At 67.6% G+C, this 18,601-nt stretch carries 20 protein-coding genes; 11 read left to right on the forward strand and 9 right to left on the reverse strand.

The window, feature by feature from the left end; all coding sequences use genetic code 11:
* Window positions 1–137: 137 nt before the first annotated feature.
* From AC23D4_RS20010 to AC23D4_RS20025, 4 genes are all read right to left on the reverse strand, one after another.
* A complete protein-coding gene (locus tag AC23D4_RS20010) occupies window positions 138–440 on the reverse strand; it encodes a DUF5983 family protein (RefSeq protein WP_108498270.1) in 303 nt (100 codons plus the stop codon).
* 190 nt (window positions 441–630) lie between these two features.
* Complete coding sequence (locus AC23D4_RS20015; protein ID WP_108498265.1) at window positions 631–972, reverse strand: hypothetical protein; 342 nt, start codon at window positions 970–972, stop codon at window positions 631–633.
* A gap of 93 nt (window positions 973–1,065) precedes the next feature.
* Entirely contained in the window at window positions 1,066–1,527 is a 462-nt protein-coding gene (locus tag AC23D4_RS20020; RefSeq protein WP_108498266.1) for a hypothetical protein, read from the reverse strand.
* A 1-nt stretch (window position 1,528) separates the two neighbouring features.
* Window positions 1,529–1,810 carry a hypothetical protein gene (locus AC23D4_RS20025; RefSeq protein ID WP_108498267.1) on the reverse strand — a complete coding sequence of 94 codons (282 nt, stop codon included), beginning with the start codon at window positions 1,808–1,810 and terminating at the stop codon, window positions 1,529–1,531.
* Between the two features lie 788 nt (window positions 1,811–2,598).
* Here AC23D4_RS20025 and AC23D4_RS20030 point away from each other — a divergent pair.
* The 3 genes from AC23D4_RS20030 (at window position 2,599) to dinG (ending at window position 7,119) form a co-directional block, all read left to right on the forward strand.
* A complete protein-coding gene (locus tag AC23D4_RS20030; protein WP_108498268.1) occupies window positions 2,599–3,909 on the forward strand; it encodes a hypothetical protein in 1,311 nt (436 codons plus the stop codon).
* 104 nt (window positions 3,910–4,013) lie between these two features.
* Complete coding sequence (locus AC23D4_RS20035; protein ID WP_108498269.1) at window positions 4,014–4,805, forward strand: hypothetical protein; 792 nt, start codon at window positions 4,014–4,016, stop codon at window positions 4,803–4,805.
* Between the two features lie 193 nt (window positions 4,806–4,998).
* The gene (gene dinG / locus AC23D4_RS20040; protein WP_162016920.1) at window positions 4,999–7,119 is read left to right on the forward strand and encodes an ATP-dependent DNA helicase DinG; all 2,121 of its coding nucleotides are present in this window, start codon (window positions 4,999–5,001) and stop codon (window positions 7,117–7,119) included.
* 78 nt (window positions 7,120–7,197) lie between these two features.
* On the opposite strand, the gene AC23D4_RS20045 is transcribed toward dinG, so the two are convergent.
* Entirely contained in the window at window positions 7,198–7,737 is a 540-nt protein-coding gene (locus AC23D4_RS20045; RefSeq protein ID WP_108497889.1) for a hypothetical protein, read from the reverse strand.
* Window positions 7,734–8,438: a hypothetical protein gene (locus tag AC23D4_RS20050; RefSeq protein ID WP_108497890.1), complete on the reverse strand. Its 705-nt coding sequence runs from the start codon at window positions 8,436–8,438 to the stop codon at window positions 7,734–7,736. Before AC23D4_RS20050 ends, AC23D4_RS20045 begins: the two co-directional genes overlap by 4 nt.
* Window positions 8,439–9,078: 640 nt before the next feature.
* Between AC23D4_RS20050 and AC23D4_RS20055 the strand changes: the two genes are divergently transcribed.
* The 4 genes from AC23D4_RS20055 to AC23D4_RS20070 all read left to right on the forward strand — a co-directional run bounded on the left by AC23D4_RS20055 (window position 9,079) and on the right by AC23D4_RS20070 (window position 12,868).
* The gene (locus AC23D4_RS20055; RefSeq protein WP_108500014.1) at window positions 9,079–10,623 is read left to right on the forward strand and encodes a Fic family protein; all 1,545 of its coding nucleotides are present in this window, start codon (window positions 9,079–9,081) and stop codon (window positions 10,621–10,623) included.
* 46 nt (window positions 10,624–10,669) lie between these two features.
* The gene (locus AC23D4_RS20060) at window positions 10,670–10,984 is read left to right on the forward strand and encodes a hypothetical protein (protein WP_108500015.1); all 315 of its coding nucleotides are present in this window, start codon (window positions 10,670–10,672) and stop codon (window positions 10,982–10,984) included.
* 333 nt (window positions 10,985–11,317) lie between these two features.
* Complete coding sequence (locus AC23D4_RS20065; RefSeq protein ID WP_233250754.1) at window positions 11,318–12,211, forward strand: N-6 DNA methylase; 894 nt, start codon at window positions 11,318–11,320, stop codon at window positions 12,209–12,211.
* A 51-nt stretch (window positions 12,212–12,262) separates the two neighbouring features.
* Window positions 12,263–12,868 carry a hypothetical protein gene (locus AC23D4_RS20070; RefSeq protein ID WP_108500016.1) on the forward strand — a complete coding sequence of 202 codons (606 nt, stop codon included), beginning with the start codon at window positions 12,263–12,265 and terminating at the stop codon, window positions 12,866–12,868.
* Between the two features lie 24 nt (window positions 12,869–12,892).
* Here AC23D4_RS20070 and AC23D4_RS20075 read toward each other — a convergent pair whose 3' ends face one another.
* The 3 genes from AC23D4_RS20075 to AC23D4_RS20085 all read right to left on the reverse strand — a co-directional run bounded on the left by AC23D4_RS20075 (window position 12,893) and on the right by AC23D4_RS20085 (window position 14,208).
* Window positions 12,893–13,279, reverse strand: a complete 387-nt coding sequence (locus tag AC23D4_RS20075; RefSeq protein WP_108500017.1) for an HU family DNA-binding protein — start codon at window positions 13,277–13,279, stop codon at window positions 12,893–12,895.
* A gap of 72 nt (window positions 13,280–13,351) precedes the next feature.
* Window positions 13,352–13,792, reverse strand: a complete 441-nt coding sequence (locus AC23D4_RS20080; RefSeq protein ID WP_108500018.1) for a DUF6283 family protein — start codon at window positions 13,790–13,792, stop codon at window positions 13,352–13,354.
* The gene (locus AC23D4_RS20085) at window positions 13,789–14,208 is read right to left on the reverse strand and encodes a hypothetical protein (RefSeq protein WP_108500019.1); all 420 of its coding nucleotides are present in this window, start codon (window positions 14,206–14,208) and stop codon (window positions 13,789–13,791) included. Before AC23D4_RS20085 ends, AC23D4_RS20080 begins: the two co-directional genes overlap by 4 nt.
* 1 nt (window position 14,209) lies before the next feature.
* On the opposite strand from AC23D4_RS20085, the gene AC23D4_RS20090 reads away from it, so the two are divergent.
* The 4 genes from AC23D4_RS20090 to AC23D4_RS20105 all read left to right on the forward strand — a co-directional run bounded on the left by AC23D4_RS20090 (window position 14,210) and on the right by AC23D4_RS20105 (window position 18,565).
* Complete coding sequence (locus AC23D4_RS20090; RefSeq protein WP_162016906.1) at window positions 14,210–15,373, forward strand: phosphoadenosine phosphosulfate reductase domain-containing protein; 1,164 nt, start codon at window positions 14,210–14,212, stop codon at window positions 15,371–15,373.
* Between the two features lie 228 nt (window positions 15,374–15,601).
* A complete protein-coding gene (locus AC23D4_RS20095; RefSeq protein ID WP_108500021.1) occupies window positions 15,602–16,123 on the forward strand; it encodes a hypothetical protein in 522 nt (173 codons plus the stop codon).
* Between the two features lie 58 nt (window positions 16,124–16,181).
* Window positions 16,182–17,975, forward strand: coding sequence for a PRTRC system ParB family protein (locus tag AC23D4_RS20100; protein ID WP_108500039.1), 1,794 nt, complete (start codon window positions 16,182–16,184; stop codon window positions 17,973–17,975).
* A 98-nt stretch (window positions 17,976–18,073) separates the two neighbouring features.
* Window positions 18,074–18,565: a PRTRC system protein E gene (locus tag AC23D4_RS20105; RefSeq protein WP_108500022.1), complete on the forward strand. Its 492-nt coding sequence runs from the start codon at window positions 18,074–18,076 to the stop codon at window positions 18,563–18,565.
* The last annotated feature ends 36 nt before the right edge of the window (window positions 18,566–18,601 follow it).

The raw sequence follows: 18,601 nt of genomic DNA on the forward strand, positions 1-18,601 counted from the left end.
CCGGCGGCGCGGGCGATGGGGGCCGGCTCCCCACCGCGCGGTGCGGTGGGGTTGGTCTATCGGGAAGGTTCAGGAAGCAGGCAATCCATGCACCTTGAACCAGTACCACGTCGGCAGATCGCCGATATGGCGGTCGATCAACCGGAAGTACACGGCCAGGTGTCGAAGCCTTCAACCGCTTCGGCGTCGGCATCGAACTTGATCCAGATGATGCCGACTGCCTGCGCCGCTGCGAAGATCGGGACCAGCTCGGGTTCGTCTGGAATGTTTTCGTCGGCGGAGCCGACGTAGACGAATCCGCCGTAGTCGTTGGGATAGGCGATCACCGACAGATCGCCGTCGGCCAGGCGCTGTCGTGTGGCTGGGCGCAGATGCGCGATCGAGATCGCGACCAGGGGCTCGGCATGGGTCAGCAGGTGCTGCGCAGACGTGTCGCTCATGGTGACTTCGCCTGTGAAGGGGTGGCGGCTGCGGATGGCCGGGGTCTCTGGCGGCGTGGCCGGCTGAAATCCCAACCGCAGTGGCGGCAGCGAAACCAGTTCAGCGAGCCCAGCGGTCCCAGCAGGGCACCTTCGCCCGAGCACATCGGGCAGGCAGGGGGGCGTGGCATGGACATGCGAAGTCCTCCGATCAGGCAGTGGTGGCCACCAGCTCGGCGTGCAAATCTTCCACGGTGCGGCGGCAATCCGCCGTGGCGACGCGGTCGAACCAGGCGTGGTGGGTGGGCACGTAGAACTCGGCGCCATCCTTGCGCGCGATGACGGCGAACAGGCGGCTGACCTGCACGCGGTAGGTGCCGTCGTCGAAGACGGTGCGCCGTTCGCCCTGTGGCAGACCGAGTGATCGGTTCATCGCGTCGGCGGTGGCGTGGTAGATGTCTTCCTTGCTGGCACCTGGATTGGCGGCGCGCAACGCCGTCTCCACCGAGTTCCAGCGGTTCATCGCGCCTTCGATGGCTTTGGGAATGGACATGATGTACTCCAGTAATGGCATGGCGGGCAGGCGACGCCTGTCCACCGGATCTATGGAAAGGGCGGCCCTTGGTGGCCGGTTCGTGTGCTCGGATCAAGGGGCCGTCGCGCCGCGGGCCGCTTCGACTTCCACGACGCGTGCGTCCGTTCCGAAATCCAGGCCGCTGATCAAGTAGTGCCGCCCGGTGGACGGATCACGCACCTCGATCGAGTGCTGGTCGTGGACGCGGGTGACCTCGCATTCGCCCAGCCGCTGTGTCGCCACGCGGTCGCCGGTGCTGAGTGCGCCTTCGCGCGCTAGCCGGACCAGGCGCAAGGTTCCGGGCGGAACGGGCTCGGGCCGCGGCGGTTCGGTGTACGAGCCGATGAAACGGCGCCGACAGATGTGCCTTGCCGAATCGCGGGTCTGCGCATCGACCACTTCTGCGTAGCACCGTGCGTAGCTGTCCAGCAGCTCGTCGAGCATGGCCTCGCTGCGCAGCGCGGCGTCCGCGTCGAGCCGTTCGATCGCGACCTTGGCCCATAGGGGCAGGTACTGGTATGGCGTCGGACCCATCTCAGCACTCCGGCGTGGTGGGGGAGGCTTCGACGGGGTCGGCACCGAGGCGGCCCAGCAACTGGTCGATCTGCGGAACGCCGAAGTCCCAGGGCTCGAAGGGCCGGCCATGGGGGCTCAGCCCTGCGGCTCGCACGATGCCCAGTGCCTCGACCTTGGCTTCACGCAGGCGGTAGAGCCCTTCGTAGACGAGTTGGGCTTCGCCGTCCCCGAGCAGCTCTTCGAGGTCTATGGCGGCGTGGTCCTGTGCCGGACCGACACTGTCGGAGCAGGTTGTGTGCATGGTGTTCTCCAGGGGTGGACGGGAACACCGCTCCAAGGGAGACGGTGCTCCCAGGTGGAAGTGGTTGGCGGGACGGATCCGCGCCGGGCAGGTAACGACTGCGACGCCCGGCATGGCCGGGGCTTCCTTGCAGGAAGCGGGTGAGCCTTGAGTGTGGGCCGGGATGCGGTAGCTGCCGCCGCAGTCGCGCGACCGCGAGCCGCGAACGCCTGGCTCGGCGGGCGAATGCGGGTGGCGACCATGCGCCGCAGGATGCGACGGGGTGTTGCAGCAGAAGGGGGACATGCAGCCTGCTGCAGGACGACCAGGGTTGCGCGAAGCTGCTGGATCTCGCCCTGCGCATTGGCGTCCACATCACGCCGGGCAAGGAACGGTTGAGGCAGACCTCGACCGCGCCGCATATTGAACGCTGCGGCAGTGGGTGATAGAGTGATCAGGCTTTCGGCGCTGCGCGCCGTCACAGGCAAGCTGCCAGCCTGCTCATCGAGCGAATCGTAGCCTTGTGAGACATGCGGACGGTGTCCGCTTTGCGATCGCGCCACCTGTCAACGGGTGGCCCGTTTTCCGCCGTGTGGCAGCCCCTGCCGGGTTGTCCGTTTTCTTGACCCCTGCGCGGATCCGCTCAGGGGCTTTCCATTTTCATTGTGCCCCGCGCCCGCGCTGCATGCGCAGTTTCGCGCGTCGGCAACCTTTCGATGTCCCGCGCCGCACCGGCAAAGGACACCTGTCAACCCTAGCGGGACGCTTCCCGCGCAGGGACGGCCCCGCGACTTGTTCAAGGAGCCATCATGAACAAACACCAAGTCAAGATTCTTTCCAACCTGCGGCCGGAGACGGTCGTTGCCGTGAAAGGGGTTCCTTTCGCCATCCGGGGGCTGGCGCTTCCCGGCGTCGAGGACGCACGTGAATCGCTCTCCGAGGTGGCCTTCGTCGGCGCGGTCGACGCGCAAGAGGCGATCGACGTCAAGGCAGTGCTGCGTATCCCGCCGGACACCGAGGAGCGCATGGTCATGATGGAGAGGTTCATCGTGGCCGGCGGCCTGTGCATCGATGACGACGCGGAGCGCTGCAACCCCCTGGCCGAGGGCCATGCCATGGGCTGTCTGTACCACCGAGGGCGGCGCGCGCGGCGCGACGAGGAGGGGTACTTCTTCCACGCCCTGGGGCGCGACGGCGACGGCAACAAGGATCTCGGCGACGAGGGTGTGTCCGGCCAGTTGGCCGACTGCGTTGTCGCTTCGCTCCGCAAGAACCGCTCGCTGATGGCGACGCTGGGCAACCTCCTGCGCAGCCGCGACAAGGCAGCCACGTGGAACGCGGTCCTGCAGACGGTCGAGGATGCCGTCCACCAGGAAGGCTGGGAGTTCGCGCTCGACTACATCGCCAAGCAGTTCCTCGACGTTCCCTGGTGGAACGACCTGGCACCGTGCTGGCACGACAAGCTCAAGGACCTGGCGAACCTGCTCTGCGAAAGCGAGGCGGAGGCGGCCTGGGAGCGTGCCCTCGCGGCAGGCAGCATCGGCTACCCGCTGGCGGTCCTGCTCGACATCTACGACCATGGCGGCGTCGTCTACAGCGTGACCGGCCATGGCATGCAGTGTCGCTGGGACACCACGCGCGGCGGTGCCATCTGGGTGCCCGATGAGGACGCCGAGGACAACATCCGGTCCAACGTGCTGCGCGAACTGGGCGTTGGCGAAGCGTGCTGGTCCGGCACGGCCGGCGGCCGGGGCGATCCGCCGGCCGTGCACTATTCCCTCGACGGGGGGACCACCTGGATCGGCGGCTATGCGACACGGACGCAGGCCATGGCGGCGCTGGTCGAAGCCTCGGGCCTGGACGTCCCGCCGTCCAAAGTGGCGGCCAAGCTCGCCGAGGAAGCCGAGCGGTACTGTCGCGGCGTGCTCGATGAATACAACGCCTGGGTCAACGGCGAGGTCTACGGCATCGTCGTCTACGTGGTGGACCGCGTCACTGGACGGCGCGTCGAGGACCGCGACGAGGAGGTTTGGGGCTATGTCGGCAGCGAGTACGCCGAGCAGACCCTGGAATACACCCTCTTGAACACCGTGATGCATCTGGGTGCCGCGGTGCACTAGTCCCGGCGCCTGCCACCGGCGTGCTACCGGCATCACATCCATTACCCCCAGGGGCGCTGGCCCCTGGGGGTAGCGCCCCTTCATTTTCATGAAGGAGAAACCACATGAACACCGATCCGAGAACGCTCATCGACGACCTGCTGGCGTACGCGCTCAGGTTCGCCGAGAGCAACGATGAGCCTGCCACCGGAGACTGCTGGGCCGTGATCGAGCGAGCGCGCCACTACCTGCGCGAGTCGGCCAACCAGGACCAGTCCCGCGAAACTGCGCCGTCCGTACCGGCGTCGGGTGCGGTACCAGGCATCCCTTCCCTGGAAGCCCTGTGCGCAGGGGGCCTGACCATCGGAGAGTGCATCCGGGCTTTCGCGGTGCCCGGAGACGATCCCTACGTCTCGGCGGCCCGCGCGACTATCGATGCGGACGACGACACGGAGATCGACGACCACACCACCACTTCGGTCGGCGACGGCGGCGCCTGGGTGCTGGCCTGGCTGTGGATCAGCGATGCGCAGGCTGGCGTGCTCTCGCACAGCGCAATGTTGGAGGAGGTGCTGCTCCATGCGCGCAAGGCACTCGCCTGCGCACACGGCCTGGACGTCGAGACGGCGAGACTGCGGGAGAACCAGGCCGACTGGCTGGAGGACCTGCTGTCGAACTATGCCGATGAAGTGGATGACATCGCGTCGGCCCGGCCCGAGTCCGAGCCCGGTGCCATCCTGTGGGTCGATGGAGAAGGCCGCGATGTGCTCTTCGCGCCGTCGGATGCGTTGCTGCACTTGCTCGCGCTGGCCCGACAGGCTGGCCTGAGAGACCGGGCGGCAGAGCCCTGCGAGCGGTTCTGCGCGCAGCATGGCAGCACCCTGGACGCCGTGCTGGTCGTGGTCCAGATCGGCTGAGGCCGACAAACGAAATAGATAGGAGCGCAATAAAACGCCCGGACCGCCTTGGATGGCGGGCCGGGCGTTGCTGTTTCTGGGGTACGAAGGCAGCCCCGCGGGCATGGGGCTTCGGGCGGCGCGCGTGCAGGGTCTCGGCGTCCCGGCGAGTGCTGGCTCTTGAAGACGCCGCATGTCGCGAGAAGCTGTCCGCATGCTCACCGATGCAGAAAAATCCCAGATGCAGACCTGCCTGCGCGCGCTGCGCGAGGCCATGCCGGACTACACGAGCCGCCGGGGGCAGCTCGTGATGATGGCCGAGGTGGCGCAGGCCCTGGGCAGCCTTGGCGACGCGGAAGAAGGCTTGCGGCCACCAGCCCAGCGTATCGCTGCGATCGAGGCCGGCACCGGTACGGGAAAGACCCTGGGCTACCTGCTGCCGGCCATCGTGCTCGCGCGTTCGCGCGGACGCACCGTGGTCGTGTCGTCCTCGACTGTAGCGCTGCAGGAGCAGCTCATGGCGAAGGATCTGCCCGCCCTGCAGAGGCACCTGCCGGTCGCGTTCAGTTGCGCACTGGCGAAGGGTCGGCGGCGCTACGTGTGCCCGGCCAAGCTGCTGCGGCCGCAGGCCCAGCAGCCCGTCGCCGACCTCGGAGGCTCGCCGGTCCCGCATGCGTTGGCGCAGCCTGTGCGCCTGGAAGGGCGGCTGGCCCATGCCTTCGCGGGCGAGAGCTGGTCCGGCGACCGCGACGAATGGCCGGAGCCGATCCCGGACGGTCTTTGGAACCGCATCAGCACCGACCGCCAGGGCTGCCTCGGGCCGCGCTGCGCGGACTACGCGCGCTGCCCCTACCAGGCCGCCCGGCAGCGGCTCAAGGAAGTGGACGTCATCGTGGCCAACCATGACCTCGTGCTGGCCGCGCTGGAGATGGAGCCCGGGGCGCTGCTGCCGGACCCGTCAGAAACCCTCTTCGTGTTCGACGAGGCCCACGGCCTGCCAGCAAAGGCGGCCGCTCGCAGCGCGTCGCGGCACGCGGTGCTCGGCGCCGCGCGCTGGGCTGAGGAGGCCGCCGCCGTGGCGGCCGAGGCGGGCAGCGCCCTGCGGCTGGACCGCGGGTTGGTGGAAGCCGTCGAGAATGAGGGGCAGCGCCTCGGCACGGATGTGGCGGCGCTGCACGCGGCATTGTCCCGGCATTGCGCGTTCGGCGACGACGGCGAGGTTCACCGTTTCCCGCATGGCGCGCTGCCGCCGGGCATCGCCGAGGCGGGGAGCCGCATCCGCGCGGCCGCCGCGGCACTCCGAGAGGCCCTGGGTTCCGTACGGAATGCAGCGTTGGAACGCGCTCGCCAGGATGCGGTGGCCGCGCAGCCCCACGTCGCGGCGCTCGGTGCCTGCCTCGGCAGCGCGGAGCACCTGGCCGCTACCTGGGACGGAATGCTGTGCCCGGTGCCCGATGGCGGGAAGCCCATGGCGCGCTGGGTCGAGCGCGGCGGCAGGACAGGCGGCACGGCCGAGTACCACGTGTGTGCGGCACCGATCAGCGGCGGGGAGCGCCTGCGCGCGCTGCTCTGGGAGCGCGCCGGCGCGGCGGTGCTGACCTCGGCGACGCTGCAGGCCTGCGGATCGTTCGACCTCTTCTTGGAGGAGTCCGGCCTGGATGTCTACGGCAGCGTGCGTGCGCTCAACCTGCCATCGCCCTTCGATCACCAGGCCCAGGCCGAACTGCACCTGCCCCGCATGCGCTCGCACCCGCGCGATGCCGAGGCCCACACGCAGGAGGTCGCGGCGCGGCTGCCTCCGCTGCTGGCGGCCCAGGCGGGCGCTTTGGTGCTGTTCGCGTCGGCCCGCCAGATGCACCAGGTCGAGCAGGCCCTGCCGTCCGCGCTGCGCGGGGAGGTGCTGATGCAGGGGACGGTGTCCAAGCGCGAGCTGCTGGAACGGCACAGGGTGCGCATCGACCAGGGCCAGCGCTCCGTCCTGTTCGGATTGGCCAGCTTGTCCGAGGGCGTGGACCTGCCCGGTGCCTACTGCACGCATCTGATCATGGCCAAGCTGCCGTTCGCCGTGCCCGACGACCCGGTGGAGCAGGCCCGGCGCGAATGGATCGAGGCCCAAGGCAGGTCGGCCTTCATGGAGCGCAGCGTTCCGGAGGTTGGTATCCGGCTGGCGCAGGCCGTGGGCCGGCTGCTGCGCACGTGCGAGGACCGCGGCCGCATCACGGTGCTGGATACGCGGCTCGGAAGCACCCCGTGGGGGCGGCGTCTGATCGCGGGGTTGCCGCCGTTTCGTGTTGTGCGAGGTGCGGAGCCGGGGCAGGAACGGCGCGTGGCGTGAAACGCGCGCAGGCGTGAGCTGGAAAACGAAAGCCCTGCCGCATGGCGGCAGGGCTTTTCTCCAGGAGATGCCGGACGTTCACGAGGTCGGCAGTCCGCACACCTCGATCCAGCACCGCGCAGGCAGTCCGCTGGCGTAGCGATCGATCAGCGCGAAGTACGCGCCATGGTGCTCGGGCCGTGGCTCGACGAGAGCCTGCTGCTGCCCGTCGCGGGTTTCCAGCCGCGGTTCCAGGCCGAGCTGGCGCAGCGCCTCGATGGCGGGGTGGTCCGCCGCAGCGCGCAGCCGCGCATGCCAGGATCCCTGCGGGGGCGTGGCGGCGGCCGCGTCCAGCAGATAGCGGATCTGGCGGATGTAGGTCTCCGGCATCCAGCGGCGTCCATGGGGCCTCAAGCTGCCGTTCTCGCAGGCACCGGCAGCCTGAACGGCCTGCCGCAGGATCTGCGAGCGGTCACCTACCATGCAGGCGTTCCAACTGCATGCACGTCTGCCGTGGGTTCCGCAGCGCACGGTGTTGTCGCCGCCTTCGATGGCGATGATGTAGCGGTCCTGGGCCAGCCCGAGCGGAGCGCCTGGCACGTGGAACGCGGCCCACTGGTATTCGACGCGGTGGCTCATGGCGTGGCCTCCTCGAACAGGTTGGCCTGCCAGTCGAAGACAGGCAGGCGGTACGGGGGCTGGGCCACGCGCCCGAGCGTCACGCGCATCCCGGCCTGCGTGTCCCCGGTCTGGGCCAGCAGCGATTCAACGTAGAACGTATGGCGCGCGGCCTCGGGCTCGCGCAGGTCGAGCGAGAGCCCGAAGCGTGTCTCGCCGGTTTCAGCCGTGATGTGGATCAGCCGCGTTCCATAGAAGGCCTCCAGATGCTCGAAGGTCTCGAATGGAGCATTCGGCCAGGGGCAGCGCATGCCGCGCACCCTGTCGAGGGTTGCGCACAGCGTGACGCGAAGGCACAGGCCATGCCGCTCGGCCAGCTGCGCTGGCGTCAGGGGGCTCTTGAGGGCCTCGCGCCACAGCCGGAGGTAGTCTTCGGGGCTGACCTCCCCGTACCAGAGCTTCAGATTGCCATCGACCGTGCGCGTGGCCCGGTCCTGGCAGAGGAAGCCGATCAGTCTCCGGCTGGTGAAGCAGGGCAGCGCATCGTGCGGATCCCGCAGGATCCGGGGCCGTCCCACCCCGTCGTCGTTCGTATCTTCCCAGGTGATCGGCACGAAAAGCGCCTCGCCGGAGGAGGTCGCATCCGGTGGCAGGGCGACTGCCACGCGGGTGCGCTCAATCTCAGGCGGCCGGTGGGCCGCCTGGAGCGTTTCTGCTTGCATGTGAATTCTCCTGTCAAAGGGAGGGCGGGGGTTGGGCCTGAAGACCCAGGCGACTCGCCCACTGCTTGGCCACCGCAAGGGTGGCGGGAAATGAAGAAGCCGCCGACGTGCAGCCATGGTGGGCTGGCCGGCGGCGAAGGAGAGGCTGGGATCGCTCGGAATCCCGTTGTCGGCCGGGTTGCCGCTCAGATGGCGGCGACCACCAATGCTGCGCATGGCTTTGCCACCGCACGCGGGCGATGGCGGCGAATCCCGTAGAGGCAGGTAACGACTGCTACGCCCAGCCGGAGCTGGGAAGTCTTCCGCAAGGGAAGCGAGGGAGTCCCTAGTGTGAGGGCAGCCGCGGCGCAGCAGTTGGCGTTTATGAAGGAGTGCCGCGCAAGCGCCCCGGTCTGCGGGAGATTTCTGGCGGCATCGGCATCGGCGTTGGCATTGACCTGGCCGGGAGCGTCACGCTATTACTGATCGGTGGTGCTCCCTGCCATCGGCTTGTGCGGAGGTGTTTTTCCAACATATCGGCCATTAATCATCGTTTTTCTTGGGTTGTCAGCGTATTTATGTAACCATATGCCGAAGTGTTTTTGCTCCAACGGAGTTGATAATCATCATTTTTTGAGGCGAATAAGGGGATTTTTGTAACATGCAGATTGGCTTCAAGGCCCTGGAGGCTCAGTACGGCATCGCCTTGGTGCAGCCCCTGCGGGTGGAATCGACCATCGGTACCACCCGCTCGGTGCGGGAGTCACCCGAGCGCATCCTGACCCAATATCCAGGTGTCTACCGGCCGACAGACAGCTTCGCTGGCCACTTCGAGTTTGGCTTGAAGTACGAGGAGATCCACCTCGAATTCTTCGCGCGGCTATTCGCAGCCTGTGGGCCGGAGCCGCTGGAGCGGTGGTGCCGGGCTGAGCCCTTCGGGCAGTACGCACGCCGTGCCGGCTTCTTCTACGAGTGGCTCACCGGGCACCGGCTCGACGTGCCGGACCTGGCCGCAGGAACCTATGTCGATGCGGTGTCCGCCGACGCCTATCTGACACGCACCGAGGCCGTCCGGGAGCGGCGCTGGCGCATCAACAACAACCTGCCGGGCACCCCGGCGTTCTGTCCGCTCGTGCGCCGTACCCCGGCCCTCGGCCAAGCGCTGCAGTTCGATCCCTTCGGGGCGATCGCCGAGCTGGACCGCCAGTTCGGCGAGGACGTGCTGATGCGCGCCGCGGCGTGGCTCACGCTCAAGGAGTCGCGGGCGAGTTTCCTGATCGAGCACGAGGCGGACAAGACCGACCGCATCAAGCGGTTTGCCCATGTCATGGCCGAGCACTGCGGCAAGCTCGAGGAGCCACTGGGCATCGACAGCCTCACCGTGCTGCAGAAGGGCATCCTGGGCGAAACCGCGCTTCGCTTCGGCGTGCGCCGATCGCCGGTCTTCGTGGGCCAGGCCACCATTCGCGACGACATCGTCCACTACATCGGCCCGGACTTCGCTGCGCTGGACGGAATGCTGGACGGGCTCAAAGCGTTCGAGCAGGCGACGCGCGGACGGGAGGCGCTGGCGCGCGCGGCCGTCATCGCGTTCGGCTTCGTCTACATCCACCCGATGAGCGACGGCAACGGACGCATCCACCGCTTCCTCATCAACGACACGCTGCAGCGCGATCGGGCCCTTCCCGCGGGCGTGATCCTTCCTGTGTCGGCCACTATCACCGGCGTGCGGGAGTTCGGCCATGGATACGACCGCGTCCTGGAGGTGTTCTCGCGCCCCTTCATGCGGCGCTACGACGATGCCCACCGCTTCGGGGAGATGCTCACCTACGAAGACGGCGTGCGCTCGAACCTCGTGTTCGACGCCTACGAGGACGCCGATGCGGCCTGGCGCTACCCGGATCTCACGGAACACGCGGTCTACACGGCCCAGCTCGTCGCCAACACGATCCGGCACGAGATGGCGGATGAGGCCCGCGTGCTGATCCGGTTCGAGGTCGCGCAACGCCGCATCAAGGACGTATTGGAGATGCCAGATCCTGATGCCGTACGCATGATCCGGTCGATCAAGGAGAACGGTTGGCGGGTCTCCGGCAAGCTGACAAGGGAGTACGCAGTGCTCGAAGACAAGGCGCTGGCCCTGCGCGTCGTCGAGGCGGTGCAGTCGGCGTTCGAGGACCGCGAGCCGGTGCCCATCGTCGAGTGAGCGGCTCCGCCGCAGTACAACGCTCCTCCGTTTTCCCAGGAAGCACATGTTGAAACGCGTTCGCCGACGTGTTCAGGAAGACGGCCCGACAGCTGAACTCGAAGCCTTCCTGGCTTCGCAAGGCTACATCCAACTCCGCGTCATCGGCACTGCCGTGTGTGGCTTGCATCGCTTCAGTTTCACGACCGGCCTCGTGGTCGGACTGAACTTCGAAGGCTATGAGCGCCGGTATTGCTACGAGCATGCGGCCGATGCCCTTGCGGCGCTCGCGGCCTGGGACGGCCAGGAGCATCCCGGCGGCCCGTGGATCAAATGCAAAGGGGCAGGGATCGATCTGATGAATCCTTCATTTGTGGAGTAGGCCGGACGACGCCGCAGCAACGCTGGCAGCTGTGCCCTTGCAGGGTGAGCACGGCTCCGTAAGGTGGTTCCGAAATGAGACTGGCAGCAACTCGGCGACGACGGTGCAGCGCCGGGTGAAAGACGGTGAACTTGCCCGGCGGGCCGTGCCGAGCGGCAGCCGCTGCCACCGCGAGGCCGTGCGCGCCCGCGCAAGGCGCTATTGGGCACGGGTGCGCTTCCATCGCGCCATGCCGCCTGCCTGGCTGGCTGACTGGCGGCCGAAGGCTGAGGGCGCGCACCGGCTGCTGCCTGACGGCCGGGCGGTGCCGTTGACCCGCCCCTGCCGGGCGGGATGCTGTTCTGGACGACCCGCATGGGCGGGTGCGAAAGGATGGCGATGGACCTGGACGGTACCGACCACACCAAGGAGCTGCTGCAACTGATCCGCAAGACCGCTCACCGCTGGAACCCGCACGAGGTGTTCTCGGATTTCGTCGAGCTGTCCTGCCTGTCGTTCAGCAACGCGGTGGACCGGCGCCAGTTCTACGCACGCGAGGCGCGCTACCTGCAGATCGCGAAGAGGTATCCGCGCGACGTATTCGAGAGCTTCCCACGCATGCTGGGACACCTGACCTTCGCGATGGAGCAGCGCTGCGCCGCGGGCGGACTGGGCGACGTGCTCGGTGGTGTCTACATGCAGCTCGAACTGGGCAATGATCGGGCTGGGCAGTTCTTCACGCCCTACCACGTCTCCCAGATGATGGCGCGCATGCTGGTCGGCGACGGGGCCGAGGCCAGGGCGAAGGGCTTCCTCGACGTGTTGGAGCCAGCCTCCGGCGCGGGCGGCATGGTGATCGCGATGGCCGATGCGCTGCAGCAGGCGGGCCTGAACTACCAGGGCGCGATGCACGCAACCTGCATCGACATCGACCTGTGCTGTGTCCACATGACCTATCTCCAGGCTTCGCTGCTGCATATCCCGGCCATCGTGCTGCACGGCAATTCGTTGAGCAACGAGGTCTGGAGCCGCTGGTACACGCCAGCCCATGTGCTGGGCGGCTGGCGGCGGCGCATCGAGGCGCGGCAGGCGCGCGAGCCCGAGCCGCAGCGCACCGATACCGTTTCCCCCGCCGTGCCCCATCCCGCACGGGCGCACAGGAGCGATGCGCGGCCCGAGCGCAGGCCGGTGGTGCGTCAGGCGTCGCAACCGAAAGTGGCTGCCCAGCTCAGGCTTTTCGATGATTGACGCGGTGGGCGGCGACCTTGCACCGGGAGGCTCCGCTGGGAAGCTCAGGGCATGGACACCAGTACCGATGGCCGCCTGGGGCCGCTCTTCCATGGCACGCGCAGCGCGAGCGGGCGGCGCATCTTGCGGGAGGGGTTTCGGCGCTCGGCATCATGCAGCTACACCGGCACCGGGATCTGCCTGAGCGAATCGCTGTCCGTGGCCTACGAGTACGGCGAGTACGGCGCGGGAGGCTGTGTGTTGGAGGCCTGGGTTGCGCCCTCGGCGCGCTGGACCGAGGGGATCAAGGCACCGGAGGGGCGTTTCGACGTGGGCGAGGCCTACGACAGGTTCTTCGAGTGCTCGGGCAACGACGCGGCCCGCGATTTCTGGGGCAACGTCTGGGTCGTGTGGAACCCCGCAGTGCTGGTCGCCGTGCGTCGGCTGACTTTCCGCGAGGCCCTGCGGCGCCTGTGCGCGGAGTTCGAGGAGGACGGCCCGGACTGCGGCTACAACGGCGCGGTCTCGGACTACGCCAGCATCTGGTGGGGCCGGGAAACCAGCGATCCCAACGTCACGCGATTTCCCGAGCACCTTTCTATGGTGCAGCAGCGGCTGCAGCGCATGGTAGGGCGGTGCAGGTCGGAACGGGTCATGCCGACAGGGCAGCCCGGCTGACCGGGCCGCTACTGTCGCATCGCATCAGAGCGCGGCGTCCTTGAGCTTCTTGAGGGCGCGGGCCTTGATGCGCACGGTGGCCGGCTTGGCCGCGAAAACCTGTTCTTCCTTGGTGAACGGGTTGATGCCCTTGCGTTTGGGCTTGGCAGGCACCTTTTGTACGTCGATCTTGAGCAGGCCGGGAAGCGTGAACCCGCCCGCGCCCTTCTTGTTGACCGAGCCGAGCACGGTGGCTTCCAGGGCGGCCAGGACGGCCTTCACGGCCTTGGGCTCGACGCTCGATTGCTCGGCCAGGTGATTGATCAGCGCGCTCTTGGTGAACGTGTCTTTGATCGGACGGATGCCGGTCGCGGCGGGCGGTGCCTTGGCGGCCTTCTTCACTGGAGCGGTGGTCTTTTTCGCAGTTGCCATGGTTGTCGGTCTCGTTGTTTGTCGGATGGTGAATAGCCCGTTGATGGGTTGCGTCGTGCGCAAGGTTCGATTTTATTGATCCAGTGCGGTCTCTTCGTTTCTGCGCCGAGGTTGCCAGGGCGGCATCTCTGTATATCCATTTCCGGAAGGCGTCGTCGTCGCGTGTGCGGCTTCGCGAGGCAGGGTGGCCTCGAAGGTCTGGTGCTGTGCGCCGCGCAGCCGCAATTCGCCCGCGTTCGCGCAGGAAAGCATGCGCAATCGCAACGCGAGGTTGTTGCCCTGGCCCAGTTGGTGGTGCAGCCATCCCACGCAATGGGCGTCCTCGGTTTCATGGCAAGCCATCACACGCAGGGGCGCGCCAGGATCCGGCAGCGCGCCCGGCGCGGCGATGGTGGATGCCAGCGCAGCATGCTTGTCCACGCTGTAGCCATTCGGGATTTCGTGCGGGTCGACGTCCACTCTCCAGGGGCACTTGGCGCATTGCGCAGTCTGCTTGAGCTTCCAGGAGGTCATGGGGCTCCCTGCTCGGCGGCGATCCGCGATGCACCGGCAGGCGGGCTGGGAACGACATTGGCTACGACTGTCGGCAGTGCGCCGATGGTCAGCGGGGTGCCGTAGTCGAAGCAGCCCTCGCGGGTCTCGATCACTTCGTCGTCATGTTCCATGTCCCATGCGCAGTCCTCGTGGTAGGCAAAGCAGTACAGCTCTTGCGATCCGTCGTCGAGATAGCCTGCGACGATGACGCACCGCCCGTGCAACGGCTCGCTGCAATAGCTGCAGCGCTGCCCCGCCGGAGCGGGTTCGGTGGTTCGGCGTGTTTCGACGAGATGGACATCGCACATCAGCGCATTGTCTCGCAGCTGTTGGGCGACGAACCTGAGCCCTTGATGCCGCATGGCGCTGCCTATCCTGGATTTCAGGAGGCCCATCGTGCAACAGATCGAACTGCCCGGGCTGGCGCCGGTCGAGCACCTGGCGCCGCAAGCCCTTCTCATGCCATCCACGCAGCGCTTCGGCGTCGCCCGCGATCCGGTGATCGACACCGCCCTGGCAGGCCACGCGCCGGTGTATGTGGGCGTGAGCGGCGGCAAGGACTCCCAGGCGCTGGCTTACCGCGTGCAGGCCCATCTGGACGGGATCGGCCATGCAGGTCCCCGCGCCCTGATCCATAGCGACCTCGGGCGTATCGAATGGCGCGATTCGGCCCCTGTATGCGAGCGGCTTGCGGAGCGGCTGGGCTGGGAACTGGTGACTGTGCGCCGACCGGCCGGTGACATGTTGGATCGCTGGCTGTCGCGCTGGGCCGCCAATGTGGAGCGCTATCGCACACTGTCGTGCGTCAAGCTGATCATGCCCTGGAGTTCAGCATCGCAGAGGTTCTGCACCTCGGAAATGAAATCTCAGGTTCTCGCGCGGGCCATGCGTGCTCGGCATCCGACCGGGCCGGTGGTCTCGGCTGTCGGCCTGCGCTGGCAGGAGAGCACGGCGCGGGCACGCCAGCCAGTCGCCAAATCCGACACATTGCTGACCCGCGCGCGGGGCATCGGACTCTCCTGGAACGCAATCGTCCATTGGCAGCGCCAGGACGTGCTCGACTACATCGGCCAGCGTGGTGGCGTCCTGCATGAAGCCTACCGCATCTATGGCAGCAGTCGCGTGTCCTGTGCCTTCTGCGTGCTGGCCTCGCGCGGCGACCTGCAGGCGGCGGCGCGCTGCGAGGGCAACGCTGCCGTCTACCGGGAACTGGTGCGGCTGGAGGCGCGCAGCACGTTTTCCTTCCAGGCCGGGTACTGGCTCGGAGACGTGGCGTCGGCGCTGCTCGATCCTGCGTTGCGGGCGCAGCTCCTCGAAGCCAAGGAACGCGCCGCGCAGCGGCAGGCGGCGGAAGCAGAAATTCCTGCGCACCTGCTGTACGAAGCCGGCTGGCCTGTCTGCATGCCGACGCCTGCAGAGGCCCGCCACTTGGCCTCGGTGAGGCGGCGCGTGGCCGAGGCCGTGTCCCTCCAACTGCAATGCACGGACGCGGAGGCTGTCAGCGCAAGATATGGCGAGCTGATTCAGCGCAAAGCCCAGCGATTGGCGGTACCTGCGTAGCCAGAACTGCAAGGGAGATCCCAGCGGCTACCGCTTGTGGTTGCCTCGCGGGATAGCACGATTCGCCGTGTGCCCTGTACCGCCGCCCCGATCGCTTCGATGAATGCCGCAGGTTGATGGATGAATGGGCGCAGTGGTGCGCCGTTGCGCAGCCCGGCGCGTAGCCTCCTGACCTTGAAGTCGCCACACGGCCTGAAACGATGGCCGCTCCGTTTCAAGGAGAAGGAGATGACGACTTACCTCACCGCGATGGCCATTGCCGTGGCCGTGCGCGACCTTTGCATCCACTGCGCCAGCAAGGGACGCCCCATCGAGGGCCTGTACCTCGACTCGGTTGTCGCTCAGACGATGCGCGACACCGCCGCATTGCTGCCTTGCCCGGATGACGTGTTTCAAGGCATTGCAGGGGCCATCGTGGCACAGAACCATTGCACGGCAACCGAAGCCTTCGAGCAGGTGCTCCGCATGCTGGATACCTCGCGTTCGCCCGGCTATTCGCGCTGGCGGCACGGCGGTTGGTATGTCCATGGCGTGCGCTATCCGAGCGGGGCCTGCGGTTGCATCAGCAGCAACTACCCCGACAAGAAGTGGCGCATCGTCTGCGACAGACGCAGGCAGGACTTGAATGCGCCCGGCGACGTGACTTTCCGCTCGCGGGAGGAAGCGGCCCGCGCCGAACAGGTACTGGCGCTGCAAGCCTGGGTGGAGATGGTTCGCTCGCCCGCCGACGAGGGGCGCGAGCACCCTTGAAGGTGAGCCGGGCCGCGGGAGCATGGCTGCATCCCACCCGATGCAGACAGGAGGCACCGTGACCGATACCCCCCACCCGAGCCAGCCCACCTTGCCGATCCGCAGGATCGTCCAGGGCAGGAACCCGCGCACGTACTTCGATCCCGACAAGATGGCCGAACTGGAGGAGGGCATCCGCGCCGTCGGCGTGCTCGAACCCATTGTCGTGAGACCGATTCCGGGCACCGACCGCTACGAAATCATCGCGGGCGAACGCCGCTGGCGTGCCGCCAGGAACGTATTCGGAGACGGCTACGACATGCCCGTGGTCATCAAGGACGCCAGCGACGAGACCGCCGAGGCCATGTCGGTGATCGAGAACTACCACCGCGAGGACATGTCACCCGCCGAGGAAGCCCATGCGGCCCAGCGCCAGCTCCTGCGCCAGCGCGGCGACAAGGAGGAAACCGCCCGCCTCATGGGCTGGTCGCCCGAGGTGCTGGAGCGGCGGCTGGCGCTGCTGGCCTGTACGCCTGCCGTGCTGCAGGCGCTGACCAGCCGCACCATCCTGCTCGGCCACGCCGAACTGCTCTCGGGCATTCCCCCCGACAAGCAGGACACCGTGCTCGAGGGCATCCTGGCGCAGAAGGTGCCGGTGGCCGTGCTCAAGGCGCAGTTGGGCCGCTATGCGCGTCGGCTGGCCGATGCGATCTTCGACACGGCGCAGTGCGGCGGCTGCGCGCACAACTCGGCGCGGCAGGCGGGCCTGTTCGCAGAATCCCTGGGCGAGGGCTACTGCCAGCACCCGAGCCATTTCGAGGAACTGACCTTGCAGGCAGTCCAGGCCCGGGCCGACGCGCTGCGCGACGAGTTCCCGGTCATCCGCATCGTGAAGGCGTCCGATGGCTTCACGCCGCTGCCGCTGACCGCCGAGGGCGACCTGGGTGTTGGTGCCCCGCAGTACACCTCCTGCCAGGGGTGCCAGTCCTTCGGCTGTTCGGTGTCCGCGATGCCGGGCAGCTACGGCGAGGTCACGCGGTCGCTTTGTTTCGATGCTGCGTGCAACAGCCAGAAGGTCGCCCTGTGGCGCAAGGCGCAGCGCGATGCGCAGGCGGCAGTGGCCGAGGCAGCGGGCAAGGGGAGTGCGAAGGCTGGCAAAAGGAACAAGAGCGCTGCGAAACCCGCAGCCGTCGCACCAGCGAACCAGACCCCGCAGCGCGTGGTGGCGCACCGCCTGTCGGAGTGGCGCAAATGGCTGGCCAAGGCCCTGATGGCCCAACCGCAGCGCAGCCAGCGCGTGCTGATCGCCCTGGCGCTGGCCGGGCGCGGTGCCGATCTGCGCGAGGCGCAGTTCCGCAACGCCTTCGAGCGGATCGCGGGCCAGCCCGGACGCGCAGGTTTCGGTGTGCGAGGCGGGCTGCAACGCGCTGATGCCGCACCCGAGGCACAACTGGAGCGACTGCTGCAAGCCGCCACCGCGTCCTCTGCCTTCGGCGTCAGCACCAGTGACCTGGAACTTCTCCTGAACTACGCCGAGGTCGATGAAGGCCGGTACTTCCAGTGGGACAAGGCATTCCTCGACCTGTTCACGATGAGCGAACTGGAGAGTCTCGCGGCCGAGGTGGGGTTGAAGAAGGCGATGGGCTCAGGCTTCAAGGTGGCGCGCTCGGGCAAGAAGCAGGAGTTCATCGCGGCCTTGCTCAAGGTGCCGGGGTTCGCCTACCAAGGCACCGTGCCCGCCGTGATGTGCTATCCGCGCCAGCCGATCCTGGCCGATGAAGCGCAGGACGGAAGCGGCGAAGCGGATGAAGTGGAAGGCTCCGAGGCCACCGACACCGCAGCCGAACCGCAGCCAGAACCGGCCCTGGCCTGATGCCGGATTGGCCCCTGGACAGCGGGGGAGCCGGTTCTAGCATGGTCTGGACGGCCCCCCACGGGGCCATGTCCCCCCATTCCACCAAGGAGCATGACATGACGATGTTCGAGGAACTGTTCGCGCTGGCTTGCAGTGCCACGCTCACCATGACGGTGAGCGCCGACGAGAAATCCGGCCGCCTGACGGTCAACGTGATTCCCAAGCCCAGGCAGGACACGGGCGAGCCCGCGCTGGCCCAGCCCCTGAGCCTGACGGCGACCCCGCAGGAGTTCGACACAGGCTTCATTGAAGCGCTATGCGGCTACCGCGAAGTCCGGCGCAGCCTCGCGCAGCAGGCCGAGGCCACCAAGGAAGTGATCGAGGCGGCCAAGGCGGCATCGGTCAAGAAGGCCAGCGATGCGACGGCCAAAGCCGCAGCCCCCAAGCCGCCTGCTGCCAAGCCAGCCCCGGCATCCACGGCTGCGACCACGGCCAGCCCGGCGCTGCAAGACGATGACGATGGGGCGGATGGCGGGGAAGCCGCGCCGCAGGCCGCAACGGCTGGCGCGGCGGCGGGCAGTGGCGAGTCCTTCGACCTGTTCGGATGACCCGCCGCAGCACCCTTGCGCCGGAGGCGTCCGGCG

This window comes from Hydrogenophaga sp. L76, from assembly GCF_057654755.1.